The following is a 19,167-nucleotide window of genomic DNA, read 5'->3' on the forward strand; positions in this document are numbered from 1 at the left end:
GCAAGTCAAAAGCAAGAACAACCGCAACGGCAGAAGCAACAGCAAAAGCAACAACCGCTGCAGCTGCACTTGCAACAGCAACAGAAAAATCAAAAGCAAAAGCAACGGTAACTACATCGCCGCCATCGGCGACCGCATCGCCTCCACCTCGCCCACCGCCAGGAACACCACCATGTCCACCCTCGTCACCCTGCGCAACGTCACCAAGACCTACCAGCGCGGCCCCGAGAAAGTCCAGGTCCTGCACGGCATCGACCTGGATATCGCCCGTGGCGACTTCGTCGCCCTGATGGGTCCGTCCGGCTCCGGCAAGACCACCCTGCTCAACCTGATCGGCGGGCTGGATTCGCCCAGCGGCGGCGAGATCGAGATCGAAGGCCAGCGCATCGACCGCATGAGCGGCGGCCAGCTCGCCACCTGGCGCAGCCACCACGTCGGCTTCGTGTTCCAGTTCTACAACCTGATGCCGATGCTCACCGCGCAGAAGAACGTCGAACTGCCGCTGCTGCTGACCTCGCTCAGCGCCGCCCAGCGCAAGCGCAATGCCGAGATCGCGCTGACCCTGGTCGGCCTGGCCGAGCGCCGCAACCACAAGCCCAGCGAACTGTCCGGCGGCCAGCAGCAGCGCGTGGCCATCGCCCGCGCCATCGTCTCCGACCCCACCTTCCTGATCTGCGACGAACCCACCGGCGACCTCGACCGGCGCTCGGCCGAGGACGTGCTGGGCCTGCTGCAGGAACTCAACCGCAGCCACGGCAAGACCATCGTCATGGTCACCCACGATCCCAAGGCCGCCGAGTACGCCACCCACACCGTGCACCTGGACAAGGGCGAGCTGGCCGACGCGCCGGCCGCGCACTGAGCGAGGCGATGCCATGAAGTATTTTTCGTTGATCTGGGCGCAACTGTTCCGCAGCAAGACGCGGACAGTGCTGACCCTGTTCTCGGTGATCGTCGCGTTCCTGCTGTTCGGCCTGCTCGACTCGGTGCGCGTCGCGTTCACCGCCGGCGGCTCGGTGGAAGGGGTCAACCGCCTGGTGGTGGCCTCGCGCCTGTCGATCACCCAGTCGCTGCCGGTGCGCCTGGAAGCGCAGATCCGCAGCGTGCCGGGCGTGCGCGACGTGACCTATGCGATGTGGTTCGGCGGCATCTACAAGGATCCCAAGGACTTCTTCCCCAACTTCTCGGTGGCGCCGAACTTCTTCGACGTGTACAGCGAGTACGAGATGCCGCCGGAGCAGCTCAAGGCGTTCCGCGACACCCGCACCGGTGCGGCGGTGGGCGAGGCGCTGGCGAAGAAGAACGGCTGGAAGGTCGGCGACGTGATCCCGCTGCAGGCCACCATCTTCCCGCGCGGCGGCAGCAACGACTGGCCGCTGGAACTGAAGGCGATCTTCCGCGCCAAGGACCGCGCCAACGTGCAGGCGGAGAACCAGTTGATGATGAACTGGAAGTACTTCGACGAGAGCAACGACTACATCAAGGGCCGGGTCAGCTGGTACACGGTGCGGCTGGACAACCCCGAGCACGCCTCGCGCGTGGCGCAGGCGATCGATGCGCTGTCGGCCAACTCCGACCACGAGACCAAGTCGCAGACCGAGTCGGCATTCCAGCAGGCCTTCGTCAAGCAGTTCGCCGACATCGGCCTGATCGTCACCTCGATCATGGGCGCGGTGTTCTTCACCCTGGTGCTGCTGACCGGCAACACCATGGCGCAGGCGGTGCGCGAACGCATCCCGGAACTAGCGACGCTCAAGACCCTGGGCTTCCAGGACCGCACCGTGCTGACCCTGGTGATCGTCGAGTCGGTGCTGCTGATCGTGCTCGGCGGCCTGCTCGGCATGGCGCTGGCGGCGGCGGCGATCCCGGTGCTGGCCAGCGCCAGCCGCGGCGCGCTGCCGGTGCACGCGGTGCCGCTGCAGACCTGGCTGATCGGAGCGGCGCTGATGCTGGTCATCGGCGTGGTGGTCGGCCTGCTGCCGGCGCTGCGCGCGCAGCGGCTGAAGATCGTCGACGCCCTGGCCGGGCGCTGAGCCCGCCCCTTCTCTCCAGCACAGCGATGCCACGGACGGCGACGCAGACCCGAGGAACAACGCAATGAAGATGCAATGGTTATGGAATGTCCTGGCGATCGCGGCGCTGGCGCTCGGCCTGGGAATCTGGATCGCCCTGCCCTGGTTCCTGGTGCTGGCGCTGGTGGCGGTGCTCGCCGTGCTGCTGCTGGTCACCCGCAGCGGCCGGCTGTCGCTCGCCGCCGCGCGCATCGGCATCGCCAGCCTGCCGCAGCGCTGGGGCGCCAGTTCGGTGATCGTGGTCGGCATCGCCGGCGTGGTCGGCGTGCTGGTGGCGATGCTGGCGATGGGCCAGGGCTTCCAGGCCACCCTGGACAGCACCGGCGACGACACTACCGCCATCGTCCTGCGCGGCGGCTCGCAGGCCGAGACCAACTCGGTCATCACCCGCGACCAGGTGCCCTTGATCGCCAGCCTGGCCGGCGTGGCGCGCGGCGCCGACAACCGCCCGCTGGTCTCGCCGGAACTGTCGCAGGTGGTGAACCTGCAGTCCAAGTCCGACGGCACCGACGTCAACGCGCAGTTCCGCGGCGTCGGCGAGCAGGGCTGGGCGGTGCACGACAAGGTCAAGCTCCTGCAGGGCCGTCGCTTCCAACCGGGCCTGCGCGAGATCGTGGTCGGCAAGGGCGCGCAATCGCAGTTCCGCGGCCTGCAGCTCGGCCAGACCCTGACCCTGGGCAACCAGGCCTGGACCGTGGTCGGCGTGTTCGCCAGCGGCGACGCGCACGACTCGGAGCTGTGGACCGACACCCAGACCCTGGCCACCACCTACAACCGCAGCGCCTACCAGTCGATCAGCGTGCGCACCCAGGGCCAGGACGGCTTCCGCCAGTTCAAGGCGGCGATGGACGCCGACCCGCGGCTGAAGCTGGACGTGTTCACCACCCGCGAGTACTACCGCAAGCAGGGCGGCAACCTCAGCAAGGTGCTGGAGGTCCTGGGCACCTTCATCGGCACCATCATGGCGATCGGCGCGGTGTTCGGCGCGCTCAACACCATGTACGCGGCGGTCGCCACCCGCGCCCGCGAGATCGCCACCATGCGCGCGCTGGGCTTCCGCGGGCTGCCGGTGGTGGTGGCGGTGATGCTGGAGACCATGCTGCTGGCGCTGCTCGGCGGCGTGCTGGGCGGGCTGATCGCCTGGGCGATCTTCAACGGCTACAGCGTCTCCACCCTGGGCAGCAACTTCAGCCAGGTGGTATTCCAGTTCAAGGTGTCCCCGCCGCTGCTGTGGACCGGGCTGAAGTGGGCGCTGGGCATCGGCCTGGTCGGCGGCCTGTTCCCGGCGCTGCGCGCGGCGCGGCTGCCGATCACCACCGCCCTGCGCGCGCTGTAGTGCCAGGGCTGAACGCGCCGGGCCGGGACCGCTGTCCCGGCCCGGCCCAATGGCGGCTGACGCGTCATCGTTCCGTCATCGAAACGCGGTAGAACGGCCGCCGCCGAGGCGCTAGCCTGCGCGGCCATTTGGTTCCACGCCGCCACGCCCATGTCCTCGCGCCTGCGCCTGCTGCTCGTCCTCTGCGCCAGCCTGTGGCTGAGCGCCTGCTCCTCCACCTCGCTCAGCGACCGCCTGGTCGCGCCGGGCGGCGTGTCGCCGTTGATGGACGAGGAGCGCATCCAGAGCCTGCTGGCGACCCTGCCCAACCGCAGCGGCCACGTGGTGGTGCCGGGCGGCATCCCGATCTTCTGGCGCGCCATCGACCCGGGCGACTACCACATGCGCTACCGCTACGAGCATGCCGGCCGCGACGCCAGCGGCCACGAGCATGCCGACTTCGCCATGGACGTGGGCACCCCGGCGCCCGCCTCGCACATGGCCCCGCGCGGCACCGTGGTGCTGCTGCACGGCTGGATGATGGACGGCGACTCGCTGCTGCCGTGGTCGCTGGACCTGGCCCAGGCCGGCTACCGCAGCATCAGCATCGACCTGCGCAACCACGGCCGCTCCGGCGGCGGCCCGGCCGGCTACGGCACCCGCGAGTCCGACGACGTGGTCGCGGTGATCCGCGCCCTGCGCGCCAGCGGCGAGGTGCAGGGTCCGGTGTACCTGTTCGGCGTGTCCTACGGCGCGGCCACCGCGCTGTTCGCCGCGCAGAAGCTCGGCGATCAGGTCGACGGCGTGGTCGCGATGGAATCCTTCGCCAACGCCGGCCGCGGCATCCGCGACATGATCCCGCACATGCTCGCCAGCCGCCCGCGCGGCTGGATGGCCAGCGCGGCGATGGACCTGGCGCGCTGGCGCTACGGCGGGCAGAACCTGGATGCGGTGATCGCCAACGCCAATCAGCGCCTGGCGCTCAACCTGGACCAGGTCGACGTCACCGCCGCCGCGCGCGCCGCGCCGGCCTGCGTGCTGCTGCTACACGGCAGCGCCGACCAGCACATCCCGGTGGCGCACGGCCGCCTGCTGGCGCTGGACGCCCCGCGCGCGCACTACCTGGAGATGCCCGGCGAGAACCACCTGAGCCTGCCGATGCGGCTGGATCTGCTGGCGCCGACCGTGGAGGACTGGTTCGCCGACTTGCAGTCGCCGAGCCACGGCGGCCGCTGCCCGCAGCCGCTGCCGCCGCGTGCGGACCCCGAGCTGCAGCTGACGGGTGGGCCGGCGGCGAGCGATAGCCGCGGCTGAGCGGCGGGATTGGGGATTCGGGATTGGGGATTCGTAACAGCGGGCTGTGTTGCTGCTTTTGCCAATCCCGAATCCCTAATCCCGACTCCCCGCTCGCCGCCACACGCCCGACCGCCACAGACTCTCGCCGGCGAACAACAGCAACCCGATCCAAATGGCGGCAAAGCCGATCGCCTTGCCCGCGTCGAACGGCTCGCGAAAGAACCACACGCCCAGCAGCAGTTGCAGGCTCGGTGCGATGTACTGCAGCAGCCCCACCAGCGACAGCGGGATACGTCGCACGCCGTAGGCGAAACCGATCAGCGGCACCGCGGTCACCACGCCGCCGAATGCCAGCAGCAGGTCGTTGCGCCAGCCCCAGCCGCCGACGAAGCCGCCGCCGTGGCCGGCCTCGCCCCACAGCACGAAGCCCAGCGCCGGCAGGAACAGGTACAGGCTTTCCACGCCAAGCCCTGCCACCGCATCCACCTGCACCAGCTTGCGCAACAGGCCGTACAGCCCGAACGAGCCGGCCAGGCCCAGCGCGATCCACGGCAGCGTGCCGGCGTCGACCGTCAGCCAGGCCACGCCGAGCGCCGCGCAGGCCACCGCCAGCCATTGCAGCGGACGCAGCCGCTCGCGCAGCACCAGCACCCCGAGCAGCACGTTGACCAGCGGATTGATGAAGTAGCCCAGGCTGGTCTCGATCACATGGCCGGCATTGACCGCCCAGATGTACAGGCCCCAGTTGAAGGCGATCGCCAGGCTGCTCAGCGCCAGCGTGGCCAGCGCGCGCGGCTGCGCGGCGATGCGCCGCCACCACTGCAGGCGTGCGCTGTACACCAGCCAGGCCACCACCAGCAGCGTGCTCCAGACGATGCGGTGGGCGATGATGTGCGGCGACGGCACCGCCTGCAGCAGGTGCCAGTACACCGGCACCACGCCCCACAGCGCGAAGGTCGCCGCGGTGATCCACAGGCCGCGCCGGGCCTCCTGCGCGGCGACCGCGGTCATCGGCGGGTCCTCGCCACGGTGATCACCACCACGCCGGCCAGGATCACCGCCATCGCACCGAAATCGCTGGCGCTGAAGCGTTCGCTGCCGAGCCAACTGCCCAGCGCCACCGCGATCACCGGATTGACGTAGGCATAGCTGCCGGCCAGCGCCGGGCGTACGTTCTGCAGCAGCCACACGTAGGCGGTGAAGGCGACGATCGAGCCGAACACGCACAGGTAGGCCACCGCCAGCATCCCCTGCGTACTCGGCAGCGTGTGCAGGCGTTCACCGCTGAGCAGGCCGATCGCCACCAGCATCACCCCGCCGCACAGCATCTGCCCGGCGGCGGCCATGAACGGCATCGGCAGATCGCGCCCGCGCGACCACACCGAGCCGAACGCCCAGCCGACCGGCGCGATCAACAGCAGCACCAGGCCCAGCGGGCTGGCATTGAGACTACTGCCGGCGTTGAGCCACACCACGCCGGCGAAGCCGACCACGATCCCCAGCCATTCGCCGCGGCTGGCGTGATGGCCGCGCAGCGTGCCGAACAGCGCCATCCACAGCGGCACCGAGGCCACCGCCACCGCCGCCAGCCCCGAGGACACCTGACGCTCGGCCAGCACCACCAGGCCGTTGCCGCAGACCAGCATGAGCGCGCCGAGCATGGCCAGCGGCCGCCACTGCGCGCGCGTGGGCGCGGGCACCCCGCGCCAGCGCAGCACCGCGTACAGCACGCTGCCGGCGATCACGAAGCGCGTGCCGGAGACCACGCTCAACGGCGGCGCGCCGCCTTCCAAGGCGAAGCGGATCGCCAGATAGGTCGAGCCCCAGACGACATAGACCAGGAACAGGGCGAGAACGACGAAGCCGCCGCGCGCAGGCGCAGCGGCGACAGGAGCAGAAGGCATCGGACGGCGCCAGAGACAGCGGGGGCGCTATTCTAGAGCACCTGGTCTGTGCGCAAGCCGCTTCATCCGCGCGTGCCGCACCGCCGCGGCGTGCAGACCACTCGTCTAGAAAGGAGTCGTGGATGACATCACACCGCACCTGGCTCGCGCTGCCCCTGCTGGCGGCGCTGGGCAGCAACAGCGCGGCACGCCCGCCTGCCGGACCCTGGGACTTGAACGGACATCAGTTGCTGGAAGCCCCGCTGGACGGCTCGCTGGCAGACGACCTGGGTCCGCAGCAACCGCAGGAACTGCGGGTCATGGTGTCCTCGCGCACGGCGGCCGCCTACATGCTCGGCATCGCGGCCGGCAGCGAGGGCGCGCAATGGTGCCGACCGGCCGGCCAGTCCGGTCCACCGGATGTGCAGGCCCTGGTCGCCGATCTCGTCGCGCTGCCCGACGCGCGCCTGGACGAGCGCGCCAGCGACCTGGTCGCGCAGGCCCTGGCCAAACGGTATCCCTGCAAACCCGCCAAGCCACGCCGCCCATCGCGCTGAAAGCGCCGACTGCCTCGAGGTCGCGTCGGCGCGACGAGGCAGTGATGAGCCGCTGGCGCGACGATGCGTCGGGTGCCGCACGGGCATCCACACCAGCACCGCAGCCACCGCCAGCGGCGCCCGGCGCTCCACCGTGATCACCAGGCCGCGGCGCTGCAGGTCCGCGTGGGCGCGCCAACAGCCAGACCAGCAGCGCGCAGCAGATGAAGGATCTCAACCAGGTCGCGTCAGCTGCCGCCACTGCGCATGGCCGACCCGCGCCGCGCTCTGGCCGAAGAAACGAGATCGGCCTCGCGCGAGGAGTGTGCTGCTCCATGCAGTTCTGACCCCTGAAGTTTCCACCGATCAGCCGACGTCCATGACAGCGCAACTGCAGCCCGCTCCGGCGCTCCGCAGCCCCCGAAAAACCTAAGAGACGGTTCAGCCGCACGGGCGTATCTGTACGCACACACACCTGCTCGCTGTGCACTGCCATGGCCATCGATACCGCACTGTCGCCGCTCGGCACCGTCACGCCTTATGGCACGTCGCCCTATGGCTTTTCCGCAGCGAGTGCCTCCAGCGGTTCGGCTCAAGCTGGCAACCCGATCGTGGCCAGCAACGATCCGGCCGCGGTGCAGCAGGCGGTGGAATTGTCCGGCGAGGCCTCGGTGATCTTCAGCCTCGGCGGCCTCGCGGGAACCACCCCGGCCGACACGGGCCTGACCTACAACGCGGCCGGGCTGTTCAACAGCATCGTCAGCGCCGGCCCGAGCGATGTGGCCTCGTCTGCCGGCACTTCCACCTCGACCGCCGGCGCGTCGACCTCGACCGGCACCGCGCCCTACCCCACCCTCGATCAGGCCACGCAGACATACGACCAGGGCCTGCTCGGCACCATCACCGCGCCGCCGTCGACCCCGGGCCTGTACAACGCCTCCGGCGTCTTCAGCAGCCAGGGCCTGACCCCGCAGCTGTCGTCGCTGCTGCAGTCCGATCCCAGCCTCAGCGGCACGGTCACCGGCGACCTGCTCAACCAGGGCATCGTCGGCGGGTTGATCGACACCACTGCCTGAGCAGTGCGGCATGGTCGCTTGCGGCACCCGCACGCACCTGGCACGGTAGAAACGGCTTCAGGCCACTTCTAGCGCGCGCTTTTCGCAGCCTTGCCGAACACCGCGCTGATCTCTCGCAAGAGCGGCTTCAACCGCGACAGGCATTGCCGGTCACGCCCCGTCGCGGCTGAAGCTGCTCCTACGCGTGGCCTTGCGCCACCCGCGAAGATCTCCTTCTACCGCATCCCCAGCGCAACGCACGTATCGCCGGCCATGGCCAACGGCTCCGGCACCGCCCAGCCAACGTGCTGTGACGGCACTCGTATGTCGCTCGACCGGCGTCGCTCAGCCCGGCATCGCCGGACCACAGGCCTCGGCCGGATCGCTGTTCGCCGGCAAGGCATGCCGCTCCAAGGCATCGGCGTCGCCGCCCGCATCGCCGGCCAGCGCATCGTTGGCCGCCTGTGCCGCACCTCCCATGAACAGGGAGGCGGACAGCAGCAACATGCGCATCGGGTTCACGGTCACGACCTGGCAACAAGCGGGCCGCACAGTGTAGAGAATGGCGTCGTGTGGAGACAGCGCGGCGACGCATTCGCGTGCGCGAAACCGGCCGCCGTTCAGCGCGCGGGACGATCCAGCCAGCAGGCCAGGCCCTGCGCATTGAGTTCGATGTCCATGTGCAGCACACGCTCCACACCGGCATCGTCCAGCGGACAGCCATGCAGCCGCGCCCGCTCCAGATACAGCGCGGTCAGCGCCGCGACCAGGCAGCGATGGCGGTCGGAACGGCCGTCGCAGCCGCGCGCGATCGCCACCATCGCCTCCAGTTGCTCCAGCAGTTCCGCCGCCAGCGTCTCGGCGCCCTCCACCGGACCGTAGTGGGTGAGATACAGCGTCTGCGGCGCGTAGCCGAGCATGCGCTGGATCGAGGCCTGCATCGCTTCCGGCTCGAACTGCACCGGCGACGAGGTCGGGATCGCGAACGCACCGCGCGTGCTGTCCAGTTCGCGGTAGGACAGGCCGAAGGTGTCGCCACTGAACCAGCTGCGGCTGCGTGCGTCCCACATGCACAGGTGATGGCGGGCGTGCCCGGGCGTGTCGATGCACAACAGCTCGCGCCCGGCCAGCAACAGGCGATGGCCGTCCTCGGCCACCACCACGCGCTCCGCCGGTACCGGCACGATGCTGCCGTAGCTGCGCGCCATCTCCGCCTCGCCGTACACCGCGGTGGCGCCGGCGATCAGCCGCGCCGGATCGATCATGTGCGGCGCACCGCGCGGATGCACAAGCAGGCGTGCGTTCGGCAGATGCTGCAGCAGCGCACCCGCACCGCCGGCATGGTCCAGGTGCACGTGGGTGAGGATCAGCCAGTCCACGTCGGCCGGCGCCAGACCGGCCTGCGCCAGGGCGTCCAGCAGCAGCGGCACGGCATGGCTGGTGCCGCAGTCGACGAAGGCGCCGCGCCCGTTCTCCACGATCAGGTAAGCGGCATCGAACTGCGCGCGCTGGAAGCCGGTATCGACGAGATGGATGCTGGGATCGCGTGGCATGGCGCAGAAGCGTGGCTGGGCGAGACTCCATTCTAGGCGGTATGGAGGATGCTGCCAGTGCCGTGCGGCAAGGGCCGGATGAGGACGAATAACGGAAACGCCGGAGACCCGACAGCCCATTGCGGGAGGGACTTCAGTCCCGACTGCATGCGGCCGGCAAACACACGCGCTTCGGATGTCGCGATGGAACGCGTCTCTTGTCTGTAGGAGTCGACCGTCATGCAGCCGCGACAAGCGAAGCCGAACGCCGCCTGACACCCTCCGTCGTCGGGACTGAAGTCCCTCCCACAATGCAATGCTCCGACAAGGCTAGTGCCGCCCTGTCCGAGCCGCTTCAGCCGCGACAGGCATTCCTAGGCGACAAGCATTCCTAGGAATGCCTGTCGCGGCTGAAGCCGCTTCTACGATGGACCGCCGCGCGAGCGCTCAGCCCGCCTCGCGCAGCCGCGCCAGCGCCGCCAGCACCGTCTCGGCCGCTGCTTCCAGGGTCACCGGCGCCGCCTGCAGCGCCTCGGCCTGTGCGGCCTGCTTGAGCGCGGCGATGGTCTGCCCGGCGTCGCGCGGCGAGGCGAAGCCGCCGCTCTGCAACAGCAGCACGCCCTCGCCATCGAGCAGCTTGAAGTAGAACTGGCCGTCGGCCTCGCGGTACTGCTTGAAGCTCGGCAGCGCCTGCTTGGCCGCCGCCGCTGCGGTGGCGCCATCGGCCTGCGCCGACAGGTCGCGCAGGCCCACCGCGTGCCGCAACTCGGCCAGGAACGGGATCGCATAGCGTTCGCGCAGGCGCTGCGCGTTGTCGCGCAGGATCGCCTCGATGTCCTGCGGACGCGCCATCAGCGCTTCGTAGCGCACGCGCATCGGCGCGATCTCGGCATCGATGCGCTCGAACAGCTGCTGCTTGGCCTCGCCCCAGCCGATGCCGGCGGCGAACGCCTGCGCGAACGCGGCCGTCTCCTCGGCGCTGGCGAAGGCCTGGTACAGCTGGAACAGCGCAGAGCCCTCGATCTCCTTCGGCTCGCCCGGCGCGCGCGAATCGGTGACGATGGCGAACACCCGCTTCTTCAGCTCCTCGCGCGGGGCGAACAGCGGAATGGTGTTGTCGTAGCTCTTGCTCATCTTGCGCCCGTCCAGCCCGGGCAGCGTCGCCACCTGCTCGTCGATCAGCGCATCGGGCAGCACGAAGTGCTCGCGGCCGTAGACGTGATTGAAGCGCTGCGCGAAATCGCGCGCCATCTCGATGTGCTGGATCTGGTCGCGGCCCACCGGCACCTGCTGCGCCTTGAACAGCAGGATGTCGGCGGCCATCAGCACCGGATACATGAACAAACCGGCGGTGACCCCGGCATCGTCGTCCTCGCCGTCGGCGCGGTTCTTGTCCACCGCGGCCTTGTAGGCGTGCGCGCGGTTGAGGATGCCCTTGCCGGCGACGCAGGTCAGAAACCAGGTCAGCTCGTTGGTCTCCGGCACGTCCGACTGGCGGTAGAACCACACCTGCGCCGGATCCAGGCCCGCCGCCAGCCAGGTCGCCGCGATCTCAAGGGTCGAGCGCTGGGTCCGCGCCGGGTCCTGCGCCTTGATCAGGCTGTGCAGATCGGCCAGGAAGAAGAAGCTCTCGATGCCGGGACGCCGGCTGGCCTGCAGCGCGGGGCGGATGGCGCCGACGTAGTTGCCGAGGTGCGGCGTGCCGGAGGTGGTGATGCCGGTGAGAACGCGGGTGGTCATGCGGAATGGACGGTCAGGGGGAAACCCGGCGAGTTTACCCGCTGCGCGACAACCCCGTTCCGGCGCGTGGTGCGTTCAATCCGGCGTCCCCGTCCTGGAGTCGCCGCGATGCACGTTCCTGCTCCTTCCCTGCCCCGCCGTTCCCGTTCCCTCGCCGTGCTCGCCTTCGCGCTGCTGTGCATCGGCGGGCTGTGCGGCTTTCGTCCATGGCCGTCGCCACCGAGCTCGGCGCCGGCGGTGCAGCTGCAGGTGATCGATCGCGATGCCGGCGACGATCCGCTGCCCGCGCATGCCTGGCGCGGCGAGCGCTGGATCGCCGCCACGCCCGGCCACCGCTACGCGCTGCGCCTGACCAACCTGACCGGGGCACGGGTGCTGGTGGTGCTGTCGGTGGACGGCGTCAACGCGGTCAGTGGCCAGACCGCGGCCAGCGACCAGCGCGGCTATGTGCTGGCGCCGTGGCAACAAACCGAGATCGCCGGGTGGCGCAAATCGTCCGAGGACGTGGCGCAGTTCGTGTTCACCGACCTGGAGGACAGCTATGCGGCACGCACCGGACGTCCGCGCAACGTCGGCGTGATCGGCATGGCGGTGTTCGACGAAGCGCGGGCATGGCCCGATACCGTCCCGGGGGACGCAGGCGTCGACGCCGAGAGAGCTTCCAACGCAGCCGCGCGCGCGGCAACGCCCGGCGTCCCGGCGCCGGACGCGCTGCCTGCACCGGCAGCGGCCGCCCCGCAACGCAGTGCGGCCGCGCCCCTCGCGGCGGCACCGTCCGCGGACGCACGCGCGTATGCACGCGAAGGCACCTCCGCTGCCCGCGTGCAGCAGCGCCTGGGCACCGGCCACGGCGCGCGCGAGTGGTCGCCCTCGCGCGTCACCGAGTTCGAGCGCGCCAGCGACGTGCCGATGCAACGGACCGAGCTGCGCTACGACAGCCGCCCACGGCTGATCGCACGCGGCGTGCTGCCGCGCGACCTACTTCCGCGTCGCATGGCGGTTGCGCCAAGTGCGTTTCCCGGCGACTACGTGCCCGATCCGCCGGAGCGCTGAACTTCCCGCGCACCCAAAAAGCACGGGCCGCAATGCGGCCCGTGTCGACGACGCTGCGGCGGTGTGCGCCTCAGTCGTGGTATTCCTTGCCCAGGCCGTCGCGGAACGCGTGCACTTCCTTCTCGGCGCGATCGCGCGCCCAGCCGTAGCGCTCCTGCAGCTTGCCGGCCAGGTACTGGGTGTTGCCTTCGGCGACGTCGAAGTCGTCGTCGGTGAGGTCGCCCCACTGCGCCTTGATCTTGCCCTTGAGCTGGGTCCACTTGCCGGCAATGATGTCTTTGTTCATGGCATCTCTCGTGATGTGTAAGCGGCGCCTTACGCCGCCCGCGCAGCATTGCGCGGCCTGCGTCGCGAACCGATCAACGCAGCGTCAGCGATGCATGAGCATCGTGAACCGTTACGCGGTGGTCGGCAGCCGCGCAAAAAAAAAACGGGCCGGCAAGCCGACCCGTTTCTGGTCACCGAGACGAGGCTCAGTTCTTGGCAGCGTCTTCGACCTTCTCGCCCGCCTTCTGCACGTCCTTGCCGGCACCGGCAACGGTGTTGCAACCGGCCAGCAGGCCCACAGAGAACATCGCCAGCAGCATCCACGCAAACGTACGCTTCATAGGTTCACTCCTTGCTTACTTGGTCATGGGACGCGGCACGCAGGCCGCGCGAAACTCAGCACTTGCCCGCGCTGCAATCCTTGGCGGTGTCTTCCACCTTCTCGCCCGCCTTCTGCATGTCCTTGCCGGCGCCGGCAACGGTGTTGCAGCCGGTCAGCACACCAGCGCAAAACAGGGTCAGCATCAACAGGGTGGTCAGTCGCTTCATCGGGTCGTCCTCGGCAATCGCAGGTGGTCGGGGTGGGCGGCGATAGGCGTCGCCGCGCTACCGTCTGGGGGTGAATCTGCCGTCACGACTGTGGATTTCACGTGAATGAACCGGCGACCCATTCAGGGTAAGCCCGCGTCGCTCAGTCCCGCATCAGGGTCGATTTGCCGAACAGGCTCTCCACCAGGTCCACGGCCAGCTCCGCGGTCAGGTTGCGGTGGTCCAGCACCGGATTCAGCTCCACGATGTCCAGCGAGGCCATGCGCCCGCTGTCGGCGATCATCTCCATCACCAGCTGCGCCTCGCGGTAGTTGGGGCCGCCAGGCACGGTGGTGCCGACACCCGGGGCGATGCTGGGGTCGAGGAAGTCCACGTCGAAGCTGACGTGCAGATGGGTGTCGGCGTCGAGCCCGTCCAGCGCCGCCTCCATGGTCCGCTTCATGCCCATCTCGTCGATGTAGCGCATGTCGTACACGTCCACACGATGCTGCTTGATCAGCCGCTTCTCGTCCGGGTCGACCGAGCGGATGCCGATCTGCCGCACCTGCTCCGGGCGCAGCGCCGGCGCGCTGCCGCCGAGCTCGGTCAGCGCCTGCGGGCCCAGCCCGCACAGGCAGGCCACCGGCATGCCATGCACGTTGCCCGACGGCGTGACCTCGCTGGTGTTGAAGTCCGAGTGCGCGTCCAGCCACAGCACGCGCAGCTTGCGGCCCTGCTCGCGGCAGTAACGCGCCACCGCGGTGATCGAACCGATGCCCAGGCAATGGTCGCCGCCGAGCACGATCGGCATGCGCCCGGCGCGCAGCTCGGCGTAGCTGGCCTCCATCAGCGCGCGGTTCCAGGCCACCACCTCGTCCAGGTGGCGGTAGCCGTCGACCGGCGCCTGCCAGGGATTGCGCGGGCCATCGATGTTGCCGATGTCGCGCACCTCCACGCCACGATTGGCCAGCGCCTCGTGCAGGCCGGCGATGCGCAGTGCCTCCGGCCCCATGCGCGCACCGCGGTGGCCGGCCCCGATATCGGTGGGAACGCCGATCAGGGACACCGGCAGAAAGGACGACTTCATGCGCATACGCTCCAGCCAAAAAAGTGGCCCAGTCTAGCGGGACCGGCATGTCACGACTCGCCGCGGCGCAGCAGGCGGAGGCGCGCGGTTGGACGTCGATGGCAGCGCCTGGCTACGCTGCTCCGCCGTTTCTGGAGATCGCCTTGGAAAAACCGTTGACCGTGACCCTGGAGGCCGCGTTCGCCGGGCTCACGTTCCTTCCCTGGTTCGCGTGGGCGCACAACAGCCTCAACCCCATGCTGATCCTGCACGCGGACCACGTGGAGTACCGCGTGCTTCGCACGCGCACCCGTCCGTACAGCGAGATCGCCAGCGTGGACTATCGGAAGGCATGGGGAACCGAGAACGTCGTGCTGGCCTTCCAGGGAGCGAAGACGACCTTCATCGCGAACACCGGGCTGCTCCGGCGCACCAGAGAGGCCATCGCCTTCTTGCAGCAGCAGGGTTGTCCGCTTTCCGCGCGCGCGCAGTTCTTGCTCATGCCGCGAAGCCCGTAGCGCAGCTCGCGACAACACGCGGCGATCCAACCGCGCTTCGGTTGAGCGGCTGTTGCCTCGCGGTTGTGCTGCTGCGTGCTTGCCATCCGCCACGCCACACCCTGCTCGCGTGACGCGCAGTTGCTCCCTGCTCGACCGGATGTTCGTGAGGGCACGCGACAGAAAGCAAAAACCCGCTGTTTCAGCGGATTGATGGCGCAGCGCGGACATCTGCGGATGCCGGCGGATCGAAGATGGTGCCGCTTATCCGAATCGAACGGATGACCTACTGTTTACAAGACAGTTGCTCTACCGACTGAGCTAAAGCGGCAAGGTGGACGACGCCCGCGGGCGGGCCCGGGGCAGTCTACCTGCTGGCGCGGGCCTCGACACGCCCTACGGCGCGGCGCCGTGCACGGGCAGGTACGGCATTCTAGCGCAGCGTGCCGCAGTCCACGGTGCGCTGGCGCGCGGCGCCGAGTTGGCGGCGCAGGGTCGCGGCCTGCGCCGCGGAGTCGGCGCGCAGGTCCAGCCACCAGCGCGACTGGCCGCTGCCGCCGCTGGGGATCAGGTCGGCGTTGAAGCCGGCACGGGCCAGTTCCTGGCGGCGGCGCTCGGCCCCCTCGCGGCTGCGGTACTGGCCCAGGGCGATGGCATTGCCGGCATCGCCCTGGCGCAACGGGTAATAGTCGCGGATGCCGGCGGCGACGATGCGCTCGGTGGCCTGCCTGAGGCCGTCCTCGCCGCCGATGGTCGGCAGGATCACGCGGAAGCTGGTGGCATCGCTGTCGGCGGCCTCGCGCAGGCGTGGACGCGGCGCGCCCGGGGCCAGCGCGGCGACGGCCGCCTGGGCGGCATCGCGATCCGGGTAAGGCCCCACGCTCAGGCACACCGCCGCGTCGGCAGGGGGCTTCGCCGCAGGCTCGACCTGGGCCTGGGTTGGAGCGGGCGCAGGCACGGCAGCGGGCGGCGCGGGCGCATTGGAGGGTGCAGCTGTGGTCGGAGCCACCGGCGCGTCAGCCTGCGCCGGAACCGCTCCGACAATATCGGCGGCGACGGCGGTGTCCGCTTGCGCATCGGCTGGCGCGGCGACAGGCGCAGACGCCGGCGGAGTTGGCGCAGCAGCCGGCGCCGGCGCTTCATTGACCAGTTGCAGCGTCGCCACCCCGGCCGGCACGGCCGGCATCGGCACCGGGGGCGGCGTCGGCGGCTGCATCGCCCACCACACCGCGACGCCGAGGTTGAGGATGGTCAGGACGACGAGCAGGGCGCGAACGAGCATGGCCGGATTCTAGAGCGTGCGATGCACGTTGGGAGAGACAGTGGCGTTTGCGTGGGACGTTGCGACTTCGGCGCAACGTCCGCCTTCGCCGCGCCGCATCGCGGCCGCCTGCGCCGGCCGGCTCAGGCGGCACCGGCACCGGCACCGGCCACGGCGTGCGCCTGCGCCCACAGCGCCAGTCCGTCCAGGACCAAGGCGGGGCGCTGCTCGGCCGGCGGCAGCGCGTGCAACAGCGGCGGCACCCCACCGCCGTGCAGCAGCAGCCGCGGTCGACGTCCGAGCAAGGCCTCGCCCTGCTGCAGGCTGCGCTCGATCAGCGCCACTGCCGCGCCGTCGCAGCCGGAGGCCAGGGCGTCGGCGGTGTCGGCGGCGAACTCGTGGTAGTCGCCGCCCTCGGCCGGCAGCTGCGCCGCCTTCTGCTGTAGCGCCTGGCGCATCACGGTCGGCGACGGCGCGATGCGGCCGCCGTGGTGCAGGCCGTCGCGATCGAGCAGGTCCACGGTCAGCGCCGTTCCCACGCCCACCACCAACACATCGCCGCCGCCATGCGCGGCGAGCAGGGCCAGGAACCGGTCCACGCCGAAGGCCTGCGGTCGCGCGTACGCGATCTGCACCCCGGCACAGGCAGCCTCGGTGCGCGCCACCTGCACCTGCGCGAAACGGCTGCGCAGCGCCTCCAGCACGGTGGCGGTCAGGGCCGGCGCGGCGACGCTGGCAACGTAGGCGGTGCCACCCTGCGGCAGCGCCGCGACCGCCGCCGCGTCCATCGCCTCGGCACCATGCGGCCAGGCCTGCACCGCGCCCACCTGCCCGTGTTCCAGCGCGGCGAACTTGAAGCGCGAGTTGCCCAGGTCGAACAGCCAGTCGCTCATGCCGGCCTCACGCTGACGTCGCCCGCGTGCACCGGCTGCTCGCCGTCGGCGAAGGCCACCCGCAGCGCGCCGTCCTCGGCCAGCCCCAGGGCCGTGCCTTCGCGCACCTGGCCGCCATCGTCGATGCGCACGGCGCGTCCGGCCAGCAGATCCAGCGCGGCGTAGCGCGGCAGGAACGGCGCCAGTCCCTCCGCATCGAACAGCGCCAGCGCCGGCAGCAGCTGCGACAGCACCGCCGCGGCGATCGCGTTGCGCGACACCGCGCCGCCGGCCAGCCGCGTCAGGTCGGTCCACGGCTGGTCGATGTCCGCGGCAGCGGCCGCCGGCATCGCCACGTTCAGGCCCAGGCCGATCACCGCCCGCGCCGGCCCGGCGAACTCGCCACCGCCTTCCACCAGCAGACCGCCCAGCTTGCGCCCGTCGGCCAGCAGGTCGTTCGGCCACTTCAGCCCGACCGTGGCGAATCCGGCCGCACGCAGGGCTTCGGCCACGGCCACGCCGGCCGCCAGGCTCAAGCCGCCCAGCCGGCCCAGCCCGCCCTGGAAGCTGCGCGCCACCGACAGATACAGATGCGCCGCCAGCGGCGACGCCCAGACCCGGCCACGGCGGCCACGGCCGCCGGTCTGGCGCTCGGCCATCAGGACTTCGCTGCCCTGCGCCGGCGCCGGCCGCTGCAGCAGGGTGGTATTGCTGGAGACCAGGCTCCAGGCGATCTCCAGCCCGGCCAGCTCGGCGCCCGCCGGCCCGCTCAGTCCGGCCCGGATCGCCGCGGCGTCGAGCAGTTCCAGCGGCCGTGCCAGGCCATAGCCTTCGCCGGCCCGGCCCTCGATCTCCACCCCGGCCGCGCGCAGCGCCTGAATGCGCTTCCACACCGCCGCCCGGGTCAGCCCGCAGGCGCGCGCCAGGGCATCGCCGGACAGGGGCCCCTTGCTGAGCCTGGCCAACAGTTCGCGCTCGTCCAACGCCGGTTCCATCGCCTCGTTCCGCCCCTGGGCGTGCAGTGGCGCGCCCTCGTGAACCGAAAAGTATGCGGCAACGCCCCCCGGGCGCCCAGGGCCGGGGCCCTGCATTGGGTGAAAACCGCGTTAGAATCGGGATTCACCGCCGCTCGCCCTGGATGCCGACGATGCGCCGTTCCCTGCCCTGCCTGCTCCTGTTGCTGCTGCCACTCGCCGCCGCCCACGCGTCCAACGTGCTGGCGGAGAAGCCGCACACCGACTGCACCTACGGCGACGCGGCCGATGCCGACAGCACGCCGACGCGCCCGCCCGCGGCGCTGCATGCGCCCGCCTCCACCGGCAAGCCGGCTTCGACCACCACGGGCGGCGGCAGCGACAGCGACCTGGTGCCGCGCATGCGCATGCCGAAGTGGCACAGCTTCCTGCCGGGGATGTTCCGCTGATTCCACGCTGGCTGCGCGGGCGGTGGTCGAAACCCGCCGCCATCGATGACCCTACCTGGCAGGCCGTGCGCCGCGACTGCGCCTGGGTCGCCGCCCTGGATGCGCCGCGCGAACAGCGCCTGCGTACGCTGGCCAGCGAATTCCTGCATCGCAAGACCATCTCGCCGCTGGGCGGCCTGCAGTTGGATGCCCGGCAGTGCGGCCTGCTCGCCGCACTGTGCTGTCTGCCGCTGCTGGAGTACGGCAGCGAGGGCATGCGCGGCTGGTCGCAATTGCTGGTCTACCCGGACGCGTTCCGCGTGCAGCGCAGCCATGTCGACGCGGCCGGCGTGCTGCACGAGTGGGAAGACGAACTGATCGGCGAATCCTGGGACAGCGGCCCGTTGATCCTGTCCTGGGCCGACGTGCAGGCCGACCTGGACGATCCACGTGCCGGCTACTGCGTGGCGGTGCACGAAATGGCGCACAAGCTCGACGTGCTCGATGGCGCCCTGGACGGCACGCCGCTGCTGCCGCGCGCCTGGCAGCGGCAATGGGCCGCCGATTTCCAGCGCAGCTACGATACCTTCTGCGCGCGCGTGGACCGCGGCCGCGCCAGCGAGATCGACGCCTACGCCGCCGAAGCGCCGGAAGAGTTCTTCGCGGTGGTCAGCGAATATCACTTTTCCGCGCCAGAGCGGCTGCAACGCGAGATGCCGGAAGTGGCGGCGCATCTGGCGCGGTTCTATGGTCGCTCTCCGTTTGCCGCGGACTGAGCGGCCATCGCGTCTT

21 protein-coding genes, 1 tRNA gene and 1 pseudogene are annotated in these 19,167 nt (G+C 70.2%); 10 read left to right on the top strand and 13 right to left on the bottom strand.

Annotated elements, in window-relative coordinates; all coding sequences use genetic code 11:
- Positions 1 to 172: 172 nt before the first annotated feature.
- The 4 genes from SLW56_RS19010 (at position 173) to SLW56_RS19025 (ending at position 4,701) form a co-directional block, all read left to right on the top strand.
- On the top strand, positions 173 to 862 hold the full coding sequence (locus SLW56_RS19010; protein WP_017908954.1) for an ABC transporter ATP-binding protein: 690 nt from the start codon (positions 173 to 175) through the stop codon (positions 860 to 862).
- A 13-nt stretch (positions 863 to 875) separates the two neighbouring features.
- Complete coding sequence (locus tag SLW56_RS19015) at positions 876 to 2,033, top strand: FtsX-like permease family protein (RefSeq protein ID WP_152246529.1); 1,158 nt, start codon at positions 876 to 878, stop codon at positions 2,031 to 2,033.
- A gap of 64 nt (positions 2,034 to 2,097) precedes the next feature.
- Positions 2,098 to 3,408, top strand: coding sequence for an ABC transporter permease (locus SLW56_RS19020; protein ID WP_267082222.1), 1,311 nt, complete (start codon positions 2,098 to 2,100; stop codon positions 3,406 to 3,408).
- 150 nt (positions 3,409 to 3,558) lie between these two features.
- Positions 3,559 to 4,701 (top strand): alpha/beta hydrolase, encoded by a 1,143-nt coding sequence (locus SLW56_RS19025; protein ID WP_267093061.1) that lies wholly within the window; start codon positions 3,559 to 3,561, stop codon positions 4,699 to 4,701.
- Between the two features lie 75 nt (positions 4,702 to 4,776).
- On the opposite strand, the gene rarD is transcribed toward SLW56_RS19025, so the two are convergent.
- Both rarD and yedA read right to left on the bottom strand, forming a co-directional pair.
- Entirely contained in the window at positions 4,777 to 5,694 is a 918-nt protein-coding gene (rarD, locus tag SLW56_RS19030) for an EamA family transporter RarD (RefSeq protein WP_152236646.1), read from the bottom strand.
- Complete coding sequence (yedA, locus tag SLW56_RS19035; RefSeq protein ID WP_148829938.1) at positions 5,691 to 6,587, bottom strand: drug/metabolite exporter YedA; 897 nt, start codon at positions 6,585 to 6,587, stop codon at positions 5,691 to 5,693. Before yedA ends, rarD begins: the two co-directional genes overlap by 4 nt.
- Positions 6,588 to 6,709: 122 nt before the next feature.
- Here yedA and SLW56_RS19040 point away from each other — a divergent pair, with 122 nt between their 5' ends.
- Both SLW56_RS19040 and SLW56_RS19045 read left to right on the top strand, forming a co-directional pair.
- Positions 6,710 to 7,123 carry a Rap1a/Tai family immunity protein gene (locus SLW56_RS19040; RefSeq protein WP_267101014.1) on the top strand — a complete coding sequence of 138 codons (414 nt, stop codon included), beginning with the start codon at positions 6,710 to 6,712 and terminating at the stop codon, positions 7,121 to 7,123.
- A 473-nt stretch (positions 7,124 to 7,596) separates the two neighbouring features.
- A complete protein-coding gene (locus SLW56_RS19045) occupies positions 7,597 to 8,178 on the top strand; it encodes a hypothetical protein (RefSeq protein WP_267083914.1) in 582 nt (193 codons plus the stop codon).
- A 381-nt stretch (positions 8,179 to 8,559) separates the two neighbouring features.
- On the opposite strand, the pseudogene SLW56_RS19050 reads toward SLW56_RS19045, so the two are convergent.
- The 3 genes and pseudogenes from SLW56_RS19050 to SLW56_RS19060 all read right to left on the bottom strand — a co-directional run.
- Positions 8,560 to 8,670: pseudogene (locus SLW56_RS19050) on the bottom strand (peptidase); the annotation flags it as partial.
- Between the two features lie 107 nt (positions 8,671 to 8,777).
- Entirely contained in the window at positions 8,778 to 9,710 is a 933-nt protein-coding gene (locus tag SLW56_RS19055; protein ID WP_320695314.1) for an MBL fold metallo-hydrolase, read from the bottom strand.
- Between the two features lie 426 nt (positions 9,711 to 10,136).
- Entirely contained in the window at positions 10,137 to 11,429 is a 1,293-nt protein-coding gene (locus SLW56_RS19060) for a tryptophan--tRNA ligase (protein WP_320695315.1), read from the bottom strand.
- Between the two features lie 156 nt (positions 11,430 to 11,585).
- Here SLW56_RS19060 and SLW56_RS19065 point away from each other — a divergent pair, with 156 nt between their 5' ends.
- Positions 11,586 to 12,482 (top strand): hypothetical protein, encoded by an 897-nt coding sequence (locus SLW56_RS19065; RefSeq protein ID WP_320695316.1) that lies wholly within the window; start codon positions 11,586 to 11,588, stop codon positions 12,480 to 12,482.
- 70 nt (positions 12,483 to 12,552) lie between these two features.
- Here the strand turns inward: SLW56_RS19065 and SLW56_RS19070 are convergent, their stop codons facing one another.
- The 4 genes from SLW56_RS19070 to rocF form a co-directional block, all read right to left on the bottom strand.
- Positions 12,553 to 12,768: a CsbD family protein gene (locus tag SLW56_RS19070; RefSeq protein ID WP_043093613.1), complete on the bottom strand. Its 216-nt coding sequence runs from the start codon at positions 12,766 to 12,768 to the stop codon at positions 12,553 to 12,555.
- Positions 12,769 to 12,955: 187 nt separating this feature from the next.
- Positions 12,956 to 13,090: an entericidin A/B family lipoprotein gene (locus tag SLW56_RS19075; RefSeq protein ID WP_160966335.1), complete on the bottom strand. Its 135-nt coding sequence runs from the start codon at positions 13,088 to 13,090 to the stop codon at positions 12,956 to 12,958.
- Between the two features lie 55 nt (positions 13,091 to 13,145).
- Positions 13,146 to 13,298, bottom strand: a complete 153-nt coding sequence (locus SLW56_RS19080; protein ID WP_017908941.1) for an entericidin A/B family lipoprotein — start codon at positions 13,296 to 13,298, stop codon at positions 13,146 to 13,148.
- 142 nt (positions 13,299 to 13,440) lie between these two features.
- On the bottom strand, positions 13,441 to 14,364 hold the full coding sequence (gene rocF, locus SLW56_RS19085; RefSeq protein WP_026144365.1) for an arginase: 924 nt from the start codon (positions 14,362 to 14,364) through the stop codon (positions 13,441 to 13,443).
- 47 nt (positions 14,365 to 14,411) lie between these two features.
- Here rocF and SLW56_RS19090 point away from each other — a divergent pair, with 47 nt between their 5' ends.
- Entirely contained in the window at positions 14,412 to 14,861 is a 450-nt protein-coding gene (locus SLW56_RS19090) for a hypothetical protein (RefSeq protein WP_267118058.1), read from the top strand.
- A 234-nt stretch (positions 14,862 to 15,095) separates the two neighbouring features.
- Here the strand turns inward: SLW56_RS19090 and SLW56_RS19095 are convergent.
- The 4 genes from SLW56_RS19095 to birA all read right to left on the bottom strand — a co-directional run bounded on the left by SLW56_RS19095 (position 15,096) and on the right by birA (position 17,956).
- Positions 15,096 to 15,171 (bottom strand) — tRNA-Thr (locus SLW56_RS19095).
- Between the two features lie 102 nt (positions 15,172 to 15,273).
- Positions 15,274 to 16,122: an SPOR domain-containing protein gene (locus SLW56_RS19100; protein WP_295964524.1), complete on the bottom strand. Its 849-nt coding sequence runs from the start codon at positions 16,120 to 16,122 to the stop codon at positions 15,274 to 15,276.
- 122 nt (positions 16,123 to 16,244) lie between these two features.
- Entirely contained in the window at positions 16,245 to 16,994 is a 750-nt protein-coding gene (locus SLW56_RS19105) for a type III pantothenate kinase (protein ID WP_295964522.1), read from the bottom strand.
- Positions 16,991 to 17,956, bottom strand: coding sequence for a bifunctional biotin--[acetyl-CoA-carboxylase] ligase/biotin operon repressor BirA (gene birA, locus SLW56_RS19110; protein WP_267094224.1), 966 nt, complete (start codon positions 17,954 to 17,956; stop codon positions 16,991 to 16,993). The genes SLW56_RS19105 and birA overlap by 4 nt, the downstream gene beginning before the upstream one ends.
- Positions 17,957 to 18,111: 155 nt before the next feature.
- Here birA and SLW56_RS19115 point away from each other — a divergent pair, with 155 nt between their 5' ends.
- Entirely contained in the window at positions 18,112 to 18,396 is a 285-nt protein-coding gene (locus SLW56_RS19115; protein WP_017917075.1) for a hypothetical protein, read from the top strand.
- The gene (locus tag SLW56_RS19120) at positions 18,363 to 19,151 is read left to right on the top strand and encodes a M90 family metallopeptidase (protein ID WP_320695317.1); all 789 of its coding nucleotides are present in this window, start codon (positions 18,363 to 18,365) and stop codon (positions 19,149 to 19,151) included. The genes SLW56_RS19115 and SLW56_RS19120 overlap by 34 nt, the downstream gene beginning before the upstream one ends.
- The last annotated feature ends 16 nt before the right edge of the window (positions 19,152 to 19,167 follow it).

It is taken from the genome of Xanthomonas sp. LF07-6, from assembly GCF_034105445.1.
GTDB lineage: Bacteria > Pseudomonadota > Gammaproteobacteria > Xanthomonadales > Xanthomonadaceae > Xanthomonas_A > Xanthomonas_A sontii.